This is a genomic window from Microvirga guangxiensis (genome assembly GCF_900102135.1).
Taxonomy (GTDB): domain Bacteria; phylum Pseudomonadota; class Alphaproteobacteria; order Rhizobiales; family Beijerinckiaceae; genus Microvirga; species Microvirga guangxiensis.
On the sequence record NZ_FMVJ01000003.1, the window covers coordinates 185763 to 202731 of the forward strand.

15 protein-coding genes are annotated in these 16969 nt (G+C 63.3%); 12 read left to right on the forward strand and 3 right to left on the reverse strand.

Translation table 11 applies throughout. The features are described from left to right. The first annotated feature begins 42 nt into the window (after nucleotides 1–42). From zapE to sucC, 4 genes are all read left to right on the forward strand, one after another. Nucleotides 43–1224: a cell division protein ZapE gene (gene zapE / locus BLP10_RS04470; RefSeq protein WP_091130748.1), complete on the forward strand. Its 1182-nt coding sequence runs from the start codon at nucleotides 43–45 to the stop codon at nucleotides 1222–1224. Then, the gene (locus tag BLP10_RS04475) at nucleotides 1221–1850 is read left to right on the forward strand and encodes a TetR/AcrR family transcriptional regulator (RefSeq protein WP_091130752.1); all 630 of its coding nucleotides are present in this window, start codon (nucleotides 1221–1223) and stop codon (nucleotides 1848–1850) included. Before zapE ends, BLP10_RS04475 begins: the two co-directional genes overlap by 4 nt. A gap of 229 nt (nucleotides 1851–2079) precedes the next feature. Then, nucleotides 2080–3042 carry a malate dehydrogenase gene (gene mdh, locus BLP10_RS04480; RefSeq protein WP_091130755.1) on the forward strand — a complete coding sequence of 321 codons (963 nt, stop codon included), beginning with the start codon at nucleotides 2080–2082 and terminating at the stop codon, nucleotides 3040–3042. Nucleotides 3043–3114: 72 nt separating this feature from the next. Beyond that, nucleotides 3115–4311 carry an ADP-forming succinate--CoA ligase subunit beta gene (gene sucC, locus BLP10_RS04485; protein ID WP_091130756.1) on the forward strand — a complete coding sequence of 399 codons (1197 nt, stop codon included), beginning with the start codon at nucleotides 3115–3117 and terminating at the stop codon, nucleotides 4309–4311. Here sucC and BLP10_RS22785 read toward each other — a convergent pair. After that, on the reverse strand, nucleotides 4308–4529 hold the full coding sequence (locus tag BLP10_RS22785) for a hypothetical protein (protein ID WP_175493778.1): 222 nt from the start codon (nucleotides 4527–4529) through the stop codon (nucleotides 4308–4310). The two genes, sucC and BLP10_RS22785, sit on opposite strands and share 4 nt — an antisense overlap. Before the next feature lie 117 nt (nucleotides 4530–4646). Here BLP10_RS22785 and sucD point away from each other — a divergent pair, with 117 nt between their 5' ends. The 5 genes from sucD (at nucleotide 4647) to BLP10_RS04515 (ending at nucleotide 12002) form a co-directional block, all read left to right on the forward strand. Continuing rightward, nucleotides 4647–5534: a succinate--CoA ligase subunit alpha gene (gene sucD, locus BLP10_RS04495; protein WP_091130762.1), complete on the forward strand. Its 888-nt coding sequence runs from the start codon at nucleotides 4647–4649 to the stop codon at nucleotides 5532–5534. A gap of 57 nt (nucleotides 5535–5591) precedes the next feature. Beyond that, nucleotides 5592–8552 carry a 2-oxoglutarate dehydrogenase E1 component gene (locus tag BLP10_RS04500; RefSeq protein WP_091130765.1) on the forward strand — a complete coding sequence of 987 codons (2961 nt, stop codon included), beginning with the start codon at nucleotides 5592–5594 and terminating at the stop codon, nucleotides 8550–8552. 63 nt (nucleotides 8553–8615) lie between these two features. Beyond that, nucleotides 8616–9845, forward strand: a complete 1230-nt coding sequence (odhB, locus tag BLP10_RS04505) for a 2-oxoglutarate dehydrogenase complex dihydrolipoyllysine-residue succinyltransferase (RefSeq protein WP_091130767.1) — start codon at nucleotides 8616–8618, stop codon at nucleotides 9843–9845. A gap of 120 nt (nucleotides 9846–9965) precedes the next feature. Then, nucleotides 9966–11366 (forward strand): dihydrolipoyl dehydrogenase, encoded by a 1401-nt coding sequence (gene lpdA, locus BLP10_RS04510; RefSeq protein WP_091130768.1) that lies wholly within the window; start codon nucleotides 9966–9968, stop codon nucleotides 11364–11366. A 9-nt stretch (nucleotides 11367–11375) separates the two neighbouring features. Beyond that, nucleotides 11376–12002 (forward strand): thymidine kinase, encoded by a 627-nt coding sequence (locus BLP10_RS04515; protein WP_091130776.1) that lies wholly within the window; start codon nucleotides 11376–11378, stop codon nucleotides 12000–12002. A gap of 4 nt (nucleotides 12003–12006) precedes the next feature. Here the strand turns inward: BLP10_RS04515 and BLP10_RS04520 are convergent, their stop codons facing one another. Further along, a complete protein-coding gene (locus BLP10_RS04520; RefSeq protein ID WP_244510418.1) occupies nucleotides 12007–12915 on the reverse strand; it encodes a tyrosine recombinase XerC in 909 nt (302 codons plus the stop codon). Between the two features lie 171 nt (nucleotides 12916–13086). Here BLP10_RS04520 and BLP10_RS04525 point away from each other — a divergent pair, with 171 nt between their 5' ends. Together BLP10_RS04525 and BLP10_RS04530 are read left to right on the forward strand one after the other, a co-directional pair. Continuing rightward, nucleotides 13087–13707 (forward strand): class I SAM-dependent methyltransferase, encoded by a 621-nt coding sequence (locus BLP10_RS04525; protein ID WP_091130782.1) that lies wholly within the window; start codon nucleotides 13087–13089, stop codon nucleotides 13705–13707. 42 nt (nucleotides 13708–13749) lie between these two features. Further along, entirely contained in the window at nucleotides 13750–15912 is a 2163-nt protein-coding gene (locus BLP10_RS04530) for a primosomal protein N' (RefSeq protein WP_091130785.1), read from the forward strand. Here BLP10_RS04530 and BLP10_RS04535 read toward each other — a convergent pair. Beyond that, entirely contained in the window at nucleotides 15881–16102 is a 222-nt protein-coding gene (locus BLP10_RS04535; RefSeq protein WP_091130789.1) for a hypothetical protein, read from the reverse strand. The two genes, BLP10_RS04530 and BLP10_RS04535, sit on opposite strands and share 32 nt — an antisense overlap. A gap of 156 nt (nucleotides 16103–16258) precedes the next feature. Between BLP10_RS04535 and BLP10_RS04540 the strand changes: the two genes are divergently transcribed. Next, nucleotides 16259–16819 carry a histidine phosphatase family protein gene (locus BLP10_RS04540; protein ID WP_091130794.1) on the forward strand — a complete coding sequence of 187 codons (561 nt, stop codon included), beginning with the start codon at nucleotides 16259–16261 and terminating at the stop codon, nucleotides 16817–16819. The last annotated feature ends 150 nt before the right edge of the window (nucleotides 16820–16969 follow it).

The window sequence follows — 16969 nt, forward strand, 5'->3', positions numbered from 1 at the left end:
AGTCATTTGCGCTCGGTTGAGCGGAACGGTATCGGTTGATCCGTGACCGATACCTTCCATCCCCCGCAATCCATCACCGCCCGTTATGACGCGCTCGTCGCCTCAGGCGCCATCGAGCGCGATCCTGCGCAGGTGAAGCTTCTGCGCCAGCTCGAGACCCTGGCAGAAGGCCTCGGCAACTACCGTCTCGCCCGCAAGCCCAGCGCGCTGGGATGGCTGTTCGGCAAGAAGAATCCCGCGCCGCCGAAGGGACTTTACGTCTGGGGCTCGGTCGGTCGCGGCAAGACCATGCTCATGGACCTGTTTTTCGAGGCGCTGCCGGTCAAGCGCAAGCGCCGGGTCCATTTCCATGCGTTCATGGCTGATGTGCACGAGCGCATCCACGAGTTCCGGCAGAAGCTGAAGACAGGCGAGGTGAAGGGCGACGATCCGATTGCGCCGGTCGCCGAAACCTTGGCCCAAGAGGCCTGGGTGCTCTGCTTCGACGAGTTCACCGTCACCGACATCGCCGATGCGATGATCCTGGGAAGGCTGTTCACGGCCCTCTTTGCACATGGGGTCGTGGTGGTCGCCACCTCCAACGTGGAACCGCAGCATCTCTACGAGGGCGGGCTCAACCGCTCGCTCTTTCTGCCCTTCATCGAGCTGCTGCAGGAGAGGATGGGCGTGCTGAAGCTCGAGTCCCGCACGGATTTCCGGCTGGAGAAGCTCGCAGGCAGCCCGGTTTTCTATGCACCCGCCAACGAGCATTCCCGCGCGGCGCTCAACCATGCCTTCAAGAGCCTGACGGGCCGCGAGCAGGGCAAGCCCGTGACGCTCACCGTGAAGGGCCACCATGTGGAAGTGCCACAGGCAGCAAGCGGTGTGGCGCGCTTCTCCTTCGAGGATCTTTGCTCGAAGCCGCTCGGCGCTGCCGATTATCTCACCGTTGCCGACGAGTTCGAGACCGTCATCCTCGAAAATATCCCGAGAATGAGTTTCGAGCGCCGCAACGAGGCCAAGCGCTTCATCATGCTGGTCGATGCCTTCTACGACGCCAAGGTGAAGCTCCTCGCTTCCGCCGAAACCGAGGTTCATGAGCTCTATCAGGCGGATTCCGGGCGCGAGGCTTTCGAGTTCGACCGCACGGTGTCCCGCCTCATCGAGATGCGCTCGGAGGAATATCTCTCCTTGCCGCATGGTCGGGAGGCATCCGGCAGCTCCGAGGGACTGGCCGAGACATGAAGCGGGTGCGGGGCATCCAGCGGATCGTGGACGCCGACACTCCGGCCGACAGCCGCCTGCTCGCCATCGCCGCCGATCAGCTCAAGCATTTCGGGCCCAAGCACGTGACGGTGGTCGGCATTGCCGATGCCGCCGGCATGACCCATGCCAACGTCTACCGCTACTTCGCGTCCAAGGCCGCGCTCATCGATGCGGTGGCGGGCCAGTGGTTGCGGCGGATGGAGGCGATCATCGCCGATATCGCGGATTCCCCCGATCCGGCTGACGACAAGCTGGAGCGCCTGATCCAGGCCTGGGCGCGTACGCATCGCGAGCTGCTGAAGGAGGACCGTCACCTCTTCGACGTCTATTGCTCCGCCACCGAGACTTCGAGGGCATTGGTGCGCAAGCACCGGTCCCGGATGCGGGTCCTGATCGAGCGGGTGCTGGACGAAGGCATCGTGACCGGCAAGTTCGATCCTCGGGACAGGGAGCGGGCGCTCGCATTCATCAGCGATGCGGTCTATCGCTTCATCAATCCCCTGACCGTGCGCCTCGATGCGGAGGTTCCGCAGGACATCCTGGACCAGCGCCTGGCGGCCATGATCCGGGTCATCCTCCGGTCTCTGGAGATCGGCACGATATAGGTCTGGTTACAATTTCGAGAAATTGTAACATGAAATTTCCGGGCCCTATTAACGCTCTAAGTCCCTGAAGTCATACTGTTATTCTGCTACGGTCAAGCTGAGCCAAGTCTCCCAAGGGCTCAAAGCCTTGCTGGTTAACCTTTTGCTGACTTGAAGCAGGCCCATTTCTGGGGCTAAACAGCGCCACCTCTTAAAAGGCGTCAGCTTCAACAACATCCAAGGACAGACCATGGCCCGGAAAAAGATCGCGCTCATCGGTGCAGGCCAGATCGGCGGTACGCTCGCCCATCTCGTCGGCTTGAAGGAACTCGGCGACGTCGTTCTCTTCGACATCGCGGAAGGCATCCCCCAGGGCAAAGGTCTCGACATCGCGGAATCCGCGCCGGTCGACGGGTTCGACGCCAAGTACAAGGGCGCGAACGACTATTCCGCCATCGAAGGCGCCGATGTGATCATCGTGACCGCCGGCGTGCCACGTAAGCCCGGCATGAGCCGCGACGACCTGATCGGCATTAACCTGAAGGTCATGGAAGCTGTCGGCGGCGGCATCAAGCAGTATGCTCCGAACGCCTTCGTCATCTGCATCACCAACCCGCTCGACGCGATGGTGTGGGCGCTCCAGAAGTTCTCCGGCCTGAAGCCTGAGAAGATCGTCGGCATGGCCGGCGTTCTCGACTCCGCTCGCTTCCGTCACTTCCTCGCCGAAGAGTTCAACGTGTCCGTCGAGGACGTGACCGCCTTCGTGCTCGGCGGCCATGGCGACGACATGGTGCCGCTCGTGCGCTATTCCACGGTTGCCGGCATTCCGCTGCCCGACCTCGTGAAGATGGGCTGGACCACCCAGGAGAAGCTCGACGCCATGGTCGAGCGCACCCGCAAGGGCGGTGGCGAGATCGTCAACCTGCTCAAGACCGGCTCCGCCTTCTATGCGCCTGCCGCTTCCGCCATCGCGATGGCAGAGAGCTACCTGAAGGACAAGAAGCGCGTTCTGCCCTGCGCCGCCTACCTGACGGGTCAGTACGGCGTGAAGGACATGTTCGTGGGCGTTCCGATCGTGATCGGCGAGAACGGCGTCGAGCGCATCGTCGAGGTCGAGTTCTCCGGTGAGGAGAAGGCCATGTTCGAGAAGTCGGTCGCCTCCGTGCAGGGTCTTGTGGACGCCTGCAAGCAGATCAATCCGGCGCTCGCATAAATTCAGTGACGTTATGGCCGGGTTCATCCCCGGCCATTCATGTCTTTCAACCGCCCAAGCGGAGAGAAACGAATGAATATCCATGAGTATCAAGGCAAAGCCATTCTGAAGGAGTTCGGTCTTCCGGTCTCCAATGGCGTCGCCATTTTCTCCGCCGACGAGGCGGAAGCCGCTGCCAAGCAGCTCGGTGGTCCGCTCTGGGTCGTGAAGTCCCAGATTCATGCGGGCGGCCGCGGCAAGGGCAAGTTCAAGGAAGCCGCTGCCGGCGAGAAGGGCGGCGTGCGTCTTGCCAAGTCCGTGGACGAGGTGAAGGAGTTCGCCAAGCAGATGCTCGGCAACACTCTCGTGACGATCCAGACGGGCGAAGCCGGCAAGCAGGTCAACCGCCTCTACATCGAGGACGGCTCCGACATCGCGCGCGAGCTTTATCTCTCCATGCTCGTCGACCGCGCCACCGGCCAGGTTGCCTTCGTCGTCTCGACGGAAGGCGGCATGGATATCGAGCAGGTCGCTCACGATACGCCTGAGAAGATCCTCACCTTCTCCGTCGATCCGGCCACGGGCATCATGCCCCACCACGGCCGTACCGTCGCCAAGGCGCTCGGCCTCACCGGCCCGCTCGCCAAGGAAGCCGAGGATCTGGTCACGAAGCTCTACAAGGCCTTCACCGCGAAGGACATGGAGATGCTCGAGATCAACCCGCTGATCGTCACGCAGGACAACCACCTGAAGTGCCTCGATGCGAAGATCTCCTTCGACGGCAATGCTCTTTACCGTCACCCTGACGTGGTCGCGCTGCGCGACATCACGGAAGAGGACGAGAAGGAAATCGAGGCCTCCAAATACGACCTCGCCTATATCGCTCTCGACGGCACCATCGGCTGCATGGTCAACGGCGCGGGCCTCGCCATGGCGACCCTCGACATCATCAAGCTCTACGGCGAAGAGCCGGCGAACTTCCTCGATGTCGGCGGCGGCGCTTCCGAGGAGAAGGTGACGGCGGCGTTCAAAATCATCACCGCCGACCCGCAGGTGAAGGGCATCCTCGTCAACATCTTCGGCGGCATCATGAAGTGCGACGTCATCGCGCGCGGCGTTCTCGCCGCCGTGAAGGCTGTCGGCCTGCAGGTTCCGCTGGTGGTGCGCCTCGAGGGCACGAACGTGGAAGAGGGCAAGAAGATCATCCGCGAATCTGGCCTCAACGTGATCCCCGCTGACGACCTCGACGACGCCGCCCAGAAGATCGTGAACGCGGTTCGCAAGGCCTAAGAATGCTGAGCCTGTTTACGATAGACCACCGCTTGATAGCCCTCGCGATGTTCGTAGGGCCGCTCTTCGTTGTACCAATTTGCAGAGTTGTTTTTGGTGCACGTTGGGCAAAGCGGATTGGATATGTCGTAGCAGGTTTGTTTGGCGCTCTGCTCGCAACTGCTATTGGCCTGCTCCTCTATGCACAGGTTGGTCCAGACGACGCTCATGGCGATCATATCGTCGCTGGTTTGCTCGTCTTGATCAGCATGTGGTCAGCCGCAGGGTTGACTGGCGCCGTGCTCGGCGGAGGCCTTATTCCGCAACCTAAAAAACCCCAGCCCGTTGGAGGCTAAATGTCCATCCTCATCGACAAGAACACCAAGGTCATCTGCCAGGGCTTCACCGGCAAGAACGGGACCTTCCACTCCGAGCAGGCCATTGCCTACGGCACCAAGATGGTCGGCGGCACTTCGCCCGGCAAAGGCGGCTCCACGCACCTGAACCTGCCCGTGTTCGACACGGTGCGCGAGGCGCGCGAGGCGACCGGCGCGGACGCGTCCGTCGTCTACGTTCCGCCTCCGGGCGCGGCTGACGCCATCTGCGAGGCTATTGCAGCCGAGATTCCGCTCATCGTCTGCATCACGGAAGGCATTCCGGTGCAGGACATGGTGCGCGTGAAGCGCTCGCTGTCGGGCTCCAAGTCGCGCCTCATCGGCCCGAACTGCCCCGGCATCGTGACAGCGGGTGAATCGAAGATCGGCATCATGCCGGCCAACATCTTCCGCCCGGGCTCGGTCGGCATCGTGTCACGTTCCGGCACGCTGACCTATGAAGCCGTGTTCCAGACCACCAACGAGGGCCTCGGCCAAACCACCGCTGTCGGCATCGGCGGCGATCCGGTGAAGGGCACCGAGTTCATCGACATGCTCGACATGTTCCTCTCCGATCCCAAGACCGAGTCGATCATCATGATCGGCGAGATCGGCGGCTCGGCCGAGGAAGAGGCGGCCGAGTTCATCGCCCGCGAGGCCAAGAAGGGCCGCAAGAAGCCGATGGTCGGCTTCATCGCAGGCCGCACGGCACCTCCCGGACGCCGCATGGGCCATGCCGGCGCGATCATTTCCGGCGGCAAGGGCGGCGCGGAAGACAAGATCGCCGCGATGGAAGCTGCGGGCATCCGCGTCTCGCCATCCCCGGCGCGACTGGGCAAGACTCTCGTCGAGGTTCTCAAGGGTCAATAACGAACAGGCCGCCCCTTCATCGGGGCGGCCAATCACCTTTTTGATTTGTAGGTTGCCATGGCACGCCAAGACGCCAACGAAAACTTCCTGAACACCGCTTTCCTCTATGGGGCCAATGCGTCCTATATCGAGGAGCTTCAGGCCCGCTATGAGAAGGACCCGTCCTCGGTCGATGCCGAGTGGCAGGCGTTCTTCGGCGCTTTGAAGGACGACAAGCAGGCTGTCGAGAAGGCGGCCAATGGTCCCTCCTGGGAAAAGCCGAACTGGCCGATCCATGCCAACGGCGAGCTGATCTCCGCACTCGACGGCAACTGGGCACAGGTCGAGAAGGCCGTCGGCGACAAGATCAAGGCGAAGACCGAAGGCAAGGGCGCTCAGATCAGCCAAGCCGACGTGCAGCAGGCGACCCGCGACTCCGTGCGCGCGATCATGCTGATCCGCGCCTATCGCGTGCGCGGCCATCTTCACGCGAAGCTCGATCCGCTCAACATCAATCCGCGCCCGAGCGATGAGGAGCTGCATCCCTCCCATTACGGCTTCACGGAAGCCGACTGGGACCGCAAGATCTTCCTCGACAACGTGCTCGGCCTCGAATTCGGCACGATCCGCGAGATCGTCGCCATTCTCGAGCGCACCTATTGCCAGACGCTGGGCGTCGAGTTCATGCACATCTCCGATCCGGTCGAGAAGGCCTGGATCCAGGAGCGCATCGAAGGTCCCGACAAGGAAATCACCTTCACCAACGAAGGCAAGCGCGCCATCCTCAACAAGCTCGTGGAAGCCGAAGGCTTCGAGAAGTTTCTGGATGTCCGCTACACCGGCACGAAGCGCTTCGGACTCGATGGCGGCGAGTCGCTGATTCCGGCGCTCGAGCAGATCATCAAGCGTGGCGGCAATCTCGGCGTGAAGGAAATCGTTTTCGGCATGGCCCATCGCGGCCGCCTCAACGTTCTGACCCAGGTGATGGGCAAGCCGCACCGCGCGCTGTTCCACGAGTTCAAGGGCGGCTCGTTCGCGCCCGACGACGTGGAAGGCTCGGGCGACGTGAAGTATCACCTCGGCGCTTCTTCCGACCGCAACTTCGACGGCAACAACGTCCACTTGTCGCTCACCGCCAACCCGTCTCACCTGGAGATCGTCGATCCCGTGGTGCTCGGCAAGGTTCGCGCGAAGCAGGACCAGCACGGCTGCACACCGGACAATCGCGGCGCGGTGATGCCGCTCCTCATTCACGGCGACGCGGCCTTCGCGGGCCAGGGCGTGGTGGCGGAGTGCCTCGGACTTTCGGGTCTGCGCGGTCACCGCACAGGCGGCTCGATCCACTTCATCATCAACAACCAGATCGGCTTCACCACCGATCCGCGCTTCTCGCGCTCCTCGCCGTATCCGTCCGATGTGGCGAAGATGGTGGAAGCACCGATCTTCCACGTGAACGGCGATGATCCGGAGGCCGTGGTGTTCGCGGCGAAGGTCGCTACCGAGTACCGTCAGCGCTTCCAGAAGCCTGTCGTCATCGACATGTTCTGCTACCGCCGCTTCGGCCACAACGAAGGCGACGAGCCGTCGTTCACCCAGCCGCTGATGTACCGCAAGATTCGGCAGCATCCTTCGATCACGGAGATCTATTCCAAGAAGCTGTTGTCCGAAGGCATCGTCACCGAGGCCGAGCTCGAGGAGATGAAGAACTCCTGGCGCTCGAAGCTCGATGCCGAATTCGACATCGCTGCCAATTACAAGCCCAACAAGGCCGATTGGCTCGATGGCCGCTGGTCGGGCCTCAAGGCCGTGCGCGAGGATCAGGACGATCCGCGCCGTGGCCAGACGGGCGTGTCCGTCGAGACGCTCAAGCGCATCGGCGACGCCCTGACGAGCGTGCCGGAGGGCTTCCACGTCCACCGCACGATCCAGCGCTTCCTCGATAACCGCAAGAAGATGATGGAAACCGGCGAAGGCTTCGACTGGGCCATGGCCGAGGCGCTCGCCTTCGGCTCGCTCCTGCTCGAAGGCCATCGCGTGCGCCTCTCCGGTCAGGATTGCGAGCGCGGCACCTTCTCGCAGCGCCACTCGGTCCTCACCGACCAGGAGAACGAGGAGCGTTACACGAACCTCAACCACATCTCCGAGGATCAGGCCCGCTACGAGGTCATCAACTCGATGCTCTCGGAAGAGGCGGTGCTCGGTTTCGAATACGGCTACACGCTCTCGGAGCCCAATGCGCTGACCCTGTGGGAAGCCCAGTTCGGCGACTTCGCCAACGGCGCCCAGGTGGTGTTCGACCAGTTCATCTCGTCGGGCGAGCGCAAGTGGCTGCGCATGTCGGGTCTCGTCTGCCTGCTGCCGCACGGCTACGAAGGTCAGGGTCCCGAGCACTCCTCCGCACGCCTGGAGCGCTTCCTCCAGATGTGCGCCGAGGACAACATGCAGGTGGGCTACTGCTCGACGCCGGCGAACTACTTCCACATCCTGCGCCGTCAGCTGAAGCGCGACTTCCGCAAGCCGCTGATCCTGATGACGCCGAAGTCTCTGCTGCGTCACAAGCGCTGCACCTCCACGCTCGCGGACATCTCGGAAGGCACGCACTTCCACCGCGTGCTGCAGGACGATGCGCAACGTGGGGCCGAGGGCTTCAAGCTGGTGAAGGACGATAAGATCCGGCGCGTCGTGATCTGCACGGGCAAGGTCTATTACGACCTGCTCGAAGAGCGCGAGAAGCGGGGCATCGACGACGTCTATCTGCTGCGCGTGGAACAGCTCTACCCGTTCCCGGCGAAGTCACTGGCCGCAGAGATTGCCCGCTTCAAGAAGGCCGACGTGGTGTGGTGTCAGGAAGAGCCCAAGAACATGGGCTCCTGGACCTTCGTCGAGCCCTATCTCGAATGGGTGCTCAAGACGGCAGGCTCGAAGTCGGATCGTCCGCGCTACGTGGGCCGCCCCGCTTCCGCCGCCACCGCCACGGGCCTCATGTCGAAGCACACGGCCCAATTGCAGGCATTCCTCGACGAGGCTTTCGCGGCCTAAAAACCGCGAAGGCTCTCATCCTTTCCTTAGGGCTTAACGAAGCTCCGAAGAGACTGAACGATCATGGCAACCGAAATCCGCGTACCCACTCTTGGCGAATCCGTTTCAGAGGCCACCATCGGCCGCTGGTTCAAGAAGCCCGGCGATCCCGTAAAGGCCGACGAGCCTGTGCTCGAGCTCGAGACCGACAAGGTCACTCTCGAAGTCAACGCGCCCGCAAGCGGCACGCTGGGTGACATCATCGCCAAGGATGGCGAGACGGTCGCTCCCGGCGCCGTGCTGGGCTCCATCGTCGAGGGCGGCGCGGCCGCCGCTCCTGCCGCTGCCGCCAAGGCCGAGGCGCCGAAGGCTGCTCCGGCTCCCGCCGCGGCCCCTGCTCCCGCACCGGCTGCTGCAGGCGCTGCCAAGGATCACGGTCCGGCTGTCGGCCGTCTTGCCGCCGAGAGCGGCGTGAATCCGGCCAATGTCGGCGGTACCGGCAAGGATGGCCGCGTGACGAAGGGCGACATGCTTGCTGCCATCGCCACCGGCGCTTCGGCTCCCGCGGCCTCCGCTCCCGTCGCTGCGCGCGCCCCGTCCGCTCCGGTCGATGCCGAGCGCGAAGAGCGCGTGAAGATGACGAAGCTGCGCCAGACCATCGCGCGCCGCCTGAAGGACGCCCAGAACACCGCCGCCATGCTCACCACGTTCAACGACGTGGACATGAGCGCCGTGATGAACCTGCGCAGCCAATACAAGGACGTGTTCGAGAAGAAGCACGGCACCAAGCTCGGCTTCATGGGCTTCTTCACCAAGGCTGTGATCCAGGCGCTGAAGGACGTGCCTGCGGTGAACGCCGAGATCGACGGGCAGGATCTCGTCTACAAGAACTATTACCACATCGGCATCGCCGTCGGCACCGAGAAGGGCCTCGTGGTTCCGGTGGTGCGCGACGCCGATCAGCTTTCGGTCGCCGGCATCGAGAAGACCATCGCCGATTTCGGCAAGCGCGCCCGTGACGGCAAGCTCTCCATCGACGAGATGCAGGGCGGCACCTTCACCATCACCAATGGCGGCATCTACGGCTCGCTCATGTCGACGCCGATCCTCAACGCGCCGCAATCGGGCATTCTCGGCATGCACCGCATCGAGGAGCGTCCGGTGGTTCGCAACGGCCAAGTCGTCGTGCGCCCGATGATGTATCTCGCGCTCTCCTACGATCACCGCATCGTCGACGGCAAGGAAGCCGTGACCTTCCTCGTGCGCGTCAAGGACGCCCTGGAAGATCCGGCTCGCCTCGTTCTGGACCTGTAAGAAGCATTATCAAATCAGCGTCATGGCCGGGCCTGTCCCGGCCATCCACGACTTCAAACCTTCAGCAAGGACGTGGATGCCCGGACTTGATCCGGGCGTGACGTTAAGTGGAGACAAAAGATGTCCTACGATCTCATCGTCATCGGCACCGGCCCCGGCGGCTATGTGGCTGCCATCCGCGCCGCGCAGCTCGGCCTGAAGACCGCTGTCGTCGAAAAGCGCAAGACCCATGGCGGCACCTGCCTCAACGTGGGCTGCATTCCCTCGAAGGCGCTGCTCCATGCCTCGCACATGTTCGAGGATGCGCGCGATCACTTCGCCGATCTCGGCATCGGCGTTTCCTCGCCATCGCTCGACCTCGCCAAGATGCAGGCCTTCAAGCAGGAAGGCGTCGACGGCAACACCAAGGGCGTCGAGTTCCTGCTGAAGAAGAACAAGATCGATGCCTTCATCGGCACCGGCCGCATCGCCGCGGTCGGCCAAGTCGAAGTGACGGCTGAGGACGGCTCCAACCAGATGCTGGAGACGAAGAACATCCTGATCGCCACCGGCTCGGACGTCACGCGCCTTCCTGGCATCGAGATCGACGAGAAGGTGATCGTTTCCTCCACCGGCGCACTCGAACTCGAGAGCGTGCCGAAGCGCCTCGTGGTGATCGGCGCTGGCGTGATCGGCCTGGAGCTCGGCTCCGTGTGGCGCCGCCTCGGTGCGGAAGTCACGGTCGTCGAGTATCTCGACCGTATCCTGCCCGGCATGGACGGCGAGGTCGCAAAGAACTTCCAGCGCATCCTCGGCAAGCAGGGCTTCCAGTTCAAGCTCGGCGCGAAGGTCACGGGCGTGCAGAAGACCGGCAACGGCGCGACGCTCACCTATGAGCCCGCCGCAGGCGGTGCCTCTGAGATCATCGAAGCTGACGTCGTGCTCGTGGCCGTGGGCCGCGTGCCCTATACGCAGGGTCTCGGCCTCGACCATGTGGGCGTTCAGCTCGACAATCGCGGGCGCGTCCAGACCGATGCACATTTCGCCACCAACATCACCGGCATCTATGCCATCGGCGATGTGATCGCGGGCCCCATGCTCGCGCACAAGGCCGAGGACGAGGGCGTTGCGGTTGCCGAGATCCTCGCCGGCAAGGCGGGCCATGTGAACTACGACGTGATCCCGAGTGTGGTCTACACGTTCCCGGAGGTCTCTTCCGTCGGCAAGACGGAAGAGGAGCTTAAGAACGCAGGCGTTGCCTACAATGTCGGCAAGTTCCCCTTTACGGCGAACGGCCGCGCGAAGGTGAACCGCACCACGGACGGCTTCGTGAAGATCCTGGCGGATGCCTCCACCGACAAGGTGCTCGGCGTGCACATCATCGGTCCGGAAGCAGGCAACCTCATTCACGAGGCGGCCATCGCCATGGAATTCGGCGCGTCGAGCGAAGACATCGCCCGGACCTGCCACGCCCACCCGACCCTCGCGGAAGCTGTGAAGGAAGCTGCACTCGCAGTGGAGAAGCGCGCCATCCATATGTAATATGGATTCATGGCAAAACTTCACTTCATCCATTCCGTAATGAATGCAGGCAAGACCACCCATCTCCTGCAGGTTCGTTACAACTACATCGAGAACGGCGGAAACGTTCTGCTGTTCACGAGTCTGGTCGACGACCGTTTCGGCGTCGGCAAGGTGAAGTCCCGCATCGGCCTCGAGGCCGATGCGATCCCCCTGCGGAAAGACGACGACATCGCAGCCTATGTGACGGCGGAGCATGCTCGGAAGAAGGTGACGGTCGTTCTGATCGACGAGGTCCAGTTCATGACCGCCGATCAGGTCCGCCAGTTGGCCTGGATCGTTGACGAGCTGAAGATTCCCGTCATGGCCTATGGCCTCAAGAACAACGTCTATGGCACGCTGTTCAGTGACGCGATCGCGACGATCATGGCGCTGGCCGAGGATTTTCAGGAGATCAAGCAGCTCTGTCATTGCGGCCGCAAGGCCACCATGATCCTGAAATTCGACCCCAACGGCGAACCGGTGCGCTCAGGCCCGGTGATCGAGATCGGCGGCGAGAGCCGCTACGTTTCCGTCTGTCGTCCGCATTGGACGAAGGGCGATATCGGTCCCGCCGCGCGGCAATTGCTGGCAGAAGCCGTGGTCGCGGCGGAGTAATCCCTCAGCCCTTCATCCGTGCCCGCGGATGCGCCGCGTTGAATGCATCCATCAACCGTGCCGCATCCACCTTCGTGTAGAGCTGTGTCGTGGATAGCGATGCATGCCCGAGCAGTTCCTGAATGCCGCGCAGGTCGCCGCCTTTGGCGAGGAGATGCGTGGCGAAGGAATGGCGCAGGGCATGAGGCGTGGCGCTGTCGGGAAGGCCGAGCGCGCCACGCAGTTCCTCGACCGCAAGCTGAATGATGCGCGGCGAAAGCGGGCCTCCGCGCGCGCCGACGAAGAGCGGGCCTTCCGGCGGAACCGCATAGGGGCACAGGTGCAGGTATTCCTCCACCGCACGCTGGATCGGCGGGATCACGGGAACGCTGCGCATCTTCCCGCCCTTGCCGGTCACTGTGATCGAATCGGTGCCGTTCACCGGCGCGTCGCGGCGCTGAAGGCCGAGCGCCTCAGAGATACGCAGTCCTGCGCCGTAGAGCAGCGAGAGCACTGCGGCGTCGCGGGCCAGGATCCAGGGCTTGCGATCCTCGGAGGCGCGCGTTTCCTTATCCGTCACTGCAACGGCCGAGGAGGCGGAGAGCGGACGCGGCAGGTTCTTGTCCACCTTCGGGGTGCGAATCGCCGCAAAGGCCGAGGCGGTGCCATGGCCCTCTCGTTCGAGATGGCGCGCGAAGGAGCGGAGCGCCGCGAGTTGGCGCATGAGGGAGCGGCTTCCGACGGAATTCATGCGGCGCGCGGCCAGAAAGGAGCGGATGTCGAGAGGCTTGAGGCCCAGCACCCCCTTGATGGTGGGCTTCTCGCCGAGATGCTCGGTCAGGAAGGCAAGAAATTGCCGAATGTCGCGGGCATAGGCCTCTACCGTCTTCGGCGATAGCCTGCGCTCCTTGGCGAGGGACTTGAGCCACGCCATCACCTCCCGGCGGGTATCCTCCGCGCCGGGCAGGGCAAGATCGAGGGCTGCAGGTTGCGCTTTGGCGTTCGTCACAGGCTGAGTATCTCTTCGTTGCCTTGCCAAAAGATGAACTTGGAAGATTACGCGCTATAAACCGGATAACGTTCAGGCTGATCCGAGAGAACAAATATGGAAGCCGAAGGGAGACCGATCCCGAGCATCGCAGGCTATGCCGAGCAGGCCGACGCGCTGGTCGATTCGTACGAAAGCATCACCTTCGAGGATGTCTATCGGCCAGTCTTCGATCTTCTGCCTCACGGCGGATGGGCTCTGGATATTGGCGCGGGAACCGGCCGCGATGCGGCGGAGCTGGCGGCCAGAGGATTTCAGGTTCATGCAGCTGAGCCCACGGCGGAGCTGCGGGCCCATGCGAAGCGTCTTCATCCCGATCCCTCCATTACATGGACGGATGATGCGCTGCCCGATCTCGCAGGGCTCCATGCGGGCCGCATTCGTTTCGATCTTGTTCTCATGACAGCCGTGTGGATGCATCTTGATGCAGATGAGCGCGATAAGGCGCTTCCCATCATCGCGGATTTGCTCGTTCCAGGTGGGCGCTTGTTCATGGCGATCAGGAAAGGGCCGGTCCCTCCAGGCCGCCGCATGTTTTCCATTCCCATCACTCCCCTGATTGAGTCAGCGGAGCGGGCTGGCCTGATGCTTCTGCGAGCCAATGAGTTCGGCGATATGCTCGGACGTCAGGATGTGAGTTGGGCCATGCTTGCTTTCGAACGGAAAAATCGGGTCTAAGCGTTCGCTAAAGATACATTCCATGAATATGTTCGCTTCCTGATGGCTTCCAAAATCGCCGATGTCCTCATCCCGCTGGCGCTGGACACGGCCTATTCCTATGCCGTGCCGGATGGCCTCGCGCTTGAGGAAGGCGACGTGGTGCAGGTGCCGTTGGCGACCCGCGAGGTGGCGGGCGTGGTCTGGGCCTTGAGGGAAGGGCAGGGGGCCAACTTCAAGAAGGTGACCGGCGTCCTCGAGGGGCCGAATCTCTCCCCCAGGATGCGCAAGTTCCTCGACTGGGTGTCCTGGTACACCCTGGCGCCCAAAGGCTCTGCCCTCGCCATGAGCCTGAAGTTTCCCGATCCCGACCGCACCGAGGTCGTGCGCGTGGGCGTGAAGCTCACCGAGAACCTGCCCAGACGCATGACGCCCGCGCGGCAGAAGGTAATCGAGGCGGCGCGGGATGGAATCGTGCGCTTGAAAAGCGAACTCGCCCATGCGGCGGGCGTCAGCAACGGCGTCGTCGATGGGCTGATCGACGAGGGCGTGCTCGAAACCCTGGCCCTGCTGCAGGAGCCAGTGGCAGGCCTGCCAGACCCGGCTTTCGGCGACACGACGCTCTCGGACGGCCAGGACAATGCGGCGAAGGAGCTCGTCGCCGCCATGGGCGAGGAGCATCCGCCCGTCATCCTGCTGGAGGGCGTCACGGGGTCCGGCAAGACGGAAGTCTATTTCGAGGCGGTGGCCGAGGCCGTGCGTCAGGGCAAGCAGGCGCTGATCCTCATGCCGGAAATCGCGCTCACCGCGCAGTTCCTCGACCGATTCGCCACTCGCTTCGGCGTCAAGCCCGCCACGTGGCATTCGGGCGTCACGGGCCGCAAGCGCGAGCGGCTCTATGCGGCCATTGCTTCGGGCGAGGTGAAGGTCATTGCAGGCGCGCGCTCGGCCTTGTTCCTGCCCTATCACGATCTCTCCCTCATCGTGGTCGATGAAGAGCATGAGACCGCCTACAAACAGGATGACGGCGTGCACTACCACGCCCGCGACATGGCGGTGGTGCGCGGCAAGATCGAGAACGCCATGGTGGTCCTCGCCTCCGCGACGCCCTCGATTGAAAGCCGCGTGAATGTCGAGCGCGGGCGCTATCGGCACGTGAAGCTGCCTGAGCGTTTCGGGGGGCGTTCCATGCCTCAGATCCGCTCCATCGATCTCAGGCGCGAGCAGATCCCGAAAGGACGCTGGCTTTCGCCCTCTCTCGTGAGTTCCGTAGAGGAGACGGTGGCGCGGGGCGAGCAGGCGTTGCTCTTCCTCAACCGGCGCGGCTATGCCCCGCTTACTCTCTGCCGGGCCTGCGCTCATCGCTACGAGTGCCCGAATTGCTCCGCATGGCTCGTGGAGCACCGGTTCCGCCGCTCCCTCGTGTGCCACCATTGCGGCCATGTGGAGCGTACGCCGCAGGCCTGCGTGGAATGCGGCAGCCTCGATTCGCTCGTGCCCTGCGGACCGGGCGTGGAGCGAATCGCCGAGGAGGTGACGGAGCTTTTCCCGGACAAGCGTACCATCGTGCTCTCCAGCGACTTTCCCGGCGGCACCGAGCGGCTGCGCACGGAACTGGCGGCTATTGCGGCAGGCGAGGTCGACATCGTCATCGGCACCCAGCTCGTGGCCAAGGGCCACAATTTTCCGCTCATGACGCTGGTGGGCGTGCTCGACGCCGATATCGGCCTCACTTCGGGCGATCCCCGAGCCGCCGAGCGAACCTTCCAGATGCTCCAGCAGGTGACCGGCCGCGCCGGGCGCGGCGAGAAGCCGGGCAGGGCGCTCGTCCAGACCTGGCAGCCGGACCATCCTGTGATCGCGGCTCTCGTCTCGGGCGATGCGGAGCGATTCTACGAGGAGGAGACCCGGGTGCGCGAGATGGCGGGCCTGCCTCCCTTCGGGCGCCTGGCATCGCTGATCGTCTCAGCGGAGGAGCGGGAGGTGGCCGAGGCCCATGCCCGGGCCATGGCCATGGTGACGGAGCCTCCGCCCGGCGTCATGGTGCTCGGCCCCGCCGAGGCGCCCCTGGCTTTGATCCGGGGACGTTATCGCTACCGGCTGCTGGTGAAGACCGAGCGGGAGGTGGACCTGCAGGCCTATCTGCGCTCCTGGCTCTCCCGTTGCCCCAAGGTCAGAGGCAATACGCGCGTCTCTATCGACGTGGATCCTCAGAGTTTTCTGTAAGATCAATGGAGGCGGTGGTCTCGACCGGCGCGACGCGAATCTCCCGTGGCGCGAGCACGAGAACGGGCTCCGCTCCGCGCTGAACGGGAGCGATCTGGGAGCGAGCGACCTTTTCCAGCTTTGGAGCGAGGAACGGATAGCTCCAGAACAGGCCGAGCGCGAGCAGGGTAAAAGTCGCGAACAAGCGCATGGGACGCCCCCCGGATTAACCTTTCGTTAAGGGTGGCGCCCAATTTCGACTTCTCAAGTGCGCAAAAGCACAGGTGCGGCCGACTACCTCATCCGGGTCGACGCAAGAGCGTTTTTGTGATCGATAGCGGCCCAGAGGAGCCCATCCGGAAATCTCATGCCCAAGATCGTTCATTGCATCCGCCACGGCCAATCGACCTTCAACGCCCATTTCGCCGAAACCGGGGAGGATCCGATGCATTTCGATGCACCCCTGACCGAGCTGGGCCTCAGGCAGGTGACGGAACGGGCGCAGGAGCTGCGTCGGCATCCCTACGAACTTGTGATCACCACGCCGCTCACTCGGGCGATCCAGACCACCCTAGGCCTGTTCGGCGATCATCCCGCAGCCCCTCCGATCCATGTGGAATGCCTACACCGCGAGCATCTCGCGAGCAGCTGCGATGTCGGGCGGGCTCCGGCCCAGCTGATGCGGGATTTCCCGCACCTTTCCTTCGAGCACTTGGCCGAGGTCTGGTGGCACCATGAAGGGGAGATGGACCCCCGCGGATTCGTGTGCGAGCCCGGTCACATTTTCGAGGGTCGGGTGAATGAGTTCCGGCGCTGGCTGGTCGAAAGGCCGGAGCGGATGATCGCGGTCGTAGGCCACGGCACCTTCTTCGGCCAGCTCACGGGCCAGTATCTCGGCAATTGCGAGGTTGCCGTTCTGGAGCTGTGATCTTCACCTTGGGCGCGTCCTTGCCGGCTTTTACGGGCCAATCCCCGCTCAGCTCGCCTTGCGCCCCAGGAAAACCCATGCTAGTGCACCCCCGCCTGAGGGCGGAGACCGTTCCCGCTGAAGGCTCACTTCCATCGACCTGACGGGTTT

Bases quoted from the DNA above. Each gene is read 5' to 3' on its own strand.
- BLP10_RS04535 (WP_091130789.1), bottom strand. From the start codon at position 16,102: ATGCGCTTGTTCGCGACTTTTACCCTGCTCGCGCTCGGCCTGTTCTGG.
- BLP10_RS04540 (WP_091130794.1), top strand. From the start codon at position 16,259: ATGCCCAAGATCGTTCATTGCATCCGCCACGGCCAATCGACCTTCAAC.
- BLP10_RS04500 (WP_091130765.1), top strand. From the start codon at position 5,592: ATGGCACGCCAAGACGCCAACGAAAACTTCCTGAACACCGCTTTCCTC.
- BLP10_RS04520 (WP_244510418.1), bottom strand. From the start codon at position 12,915: ATGGCGTGGCTCAAGTCCCTCGCCAAGGAGCGCAGGCTATCGCCGAAG.
- sucD (WP_091130762.1), top strand. From the start codon at position 4,647: ATGTCCATCCTCATCGACAAGAACACCAAGGTCATCTGCCAGGGCTTC.
- BLP10_RS04515 (WP_091130776.1), top strand. From the start codon at position 11,376: ATGGCAAAACTTCACTTCATCCATTCCGTAATGAATGCAGGCAAGACC.
- BLP10_RS04525 (WP_091130782.1), top strand. From the start codon at position 13,087: ATGGAAGCCGAAGGGAGACCGATCCCGAGCATCGCAGGCTATGCCGAG.
- lpdA (WP_091130768.1), top strand. From the start codon at position 9,966: ATGTCCTACGATCTCATCGTCATCGGCACCGGCCCCGGCGGCTATGTG.
- BLP10_RS04475 (WP_091130752.1), top strand. From the start codon at position 1,221: ATGAAGCGGGTGCGGGGCATCCAGCGGATCGTGGACGCCGACACTCCG.
- BLP10_RS04530 (WP_091130785.1), top strand. From the start codon at position 13,750: ATGGCTTCCAAAATCGCCGATGTCCTCATCCCGCTGGCGCTGGACACG.
- sucC (WP_091130756.1), top strand. From the start codon at position 3,115: ATGAATATCCATGAGTATCAAGGCAAAGCCATTCTGAAGGAGTTCGGT.
- BLP10_RS22785 (WP_175493778.1), bottom strand. From the start codon at position 4,529: ATGATCGCCATGAGCGTCGTCTGGACCAACCTGTGCATAGAGGAGCAG.
- mdh (WP_091130755.1), top strand. From the start codon at position 2,080: ATGGCCCGGAAAAAGATCGCGCTCATCGGTGCAGGCCAGATCGGCGGT.
- odhB (WP_091130767.1), top strand. From the start codon at position 8,616: ATGGCAACCGAAATCCGCGTACCCACTCTTGGCGAATCCGTTTCAGAG.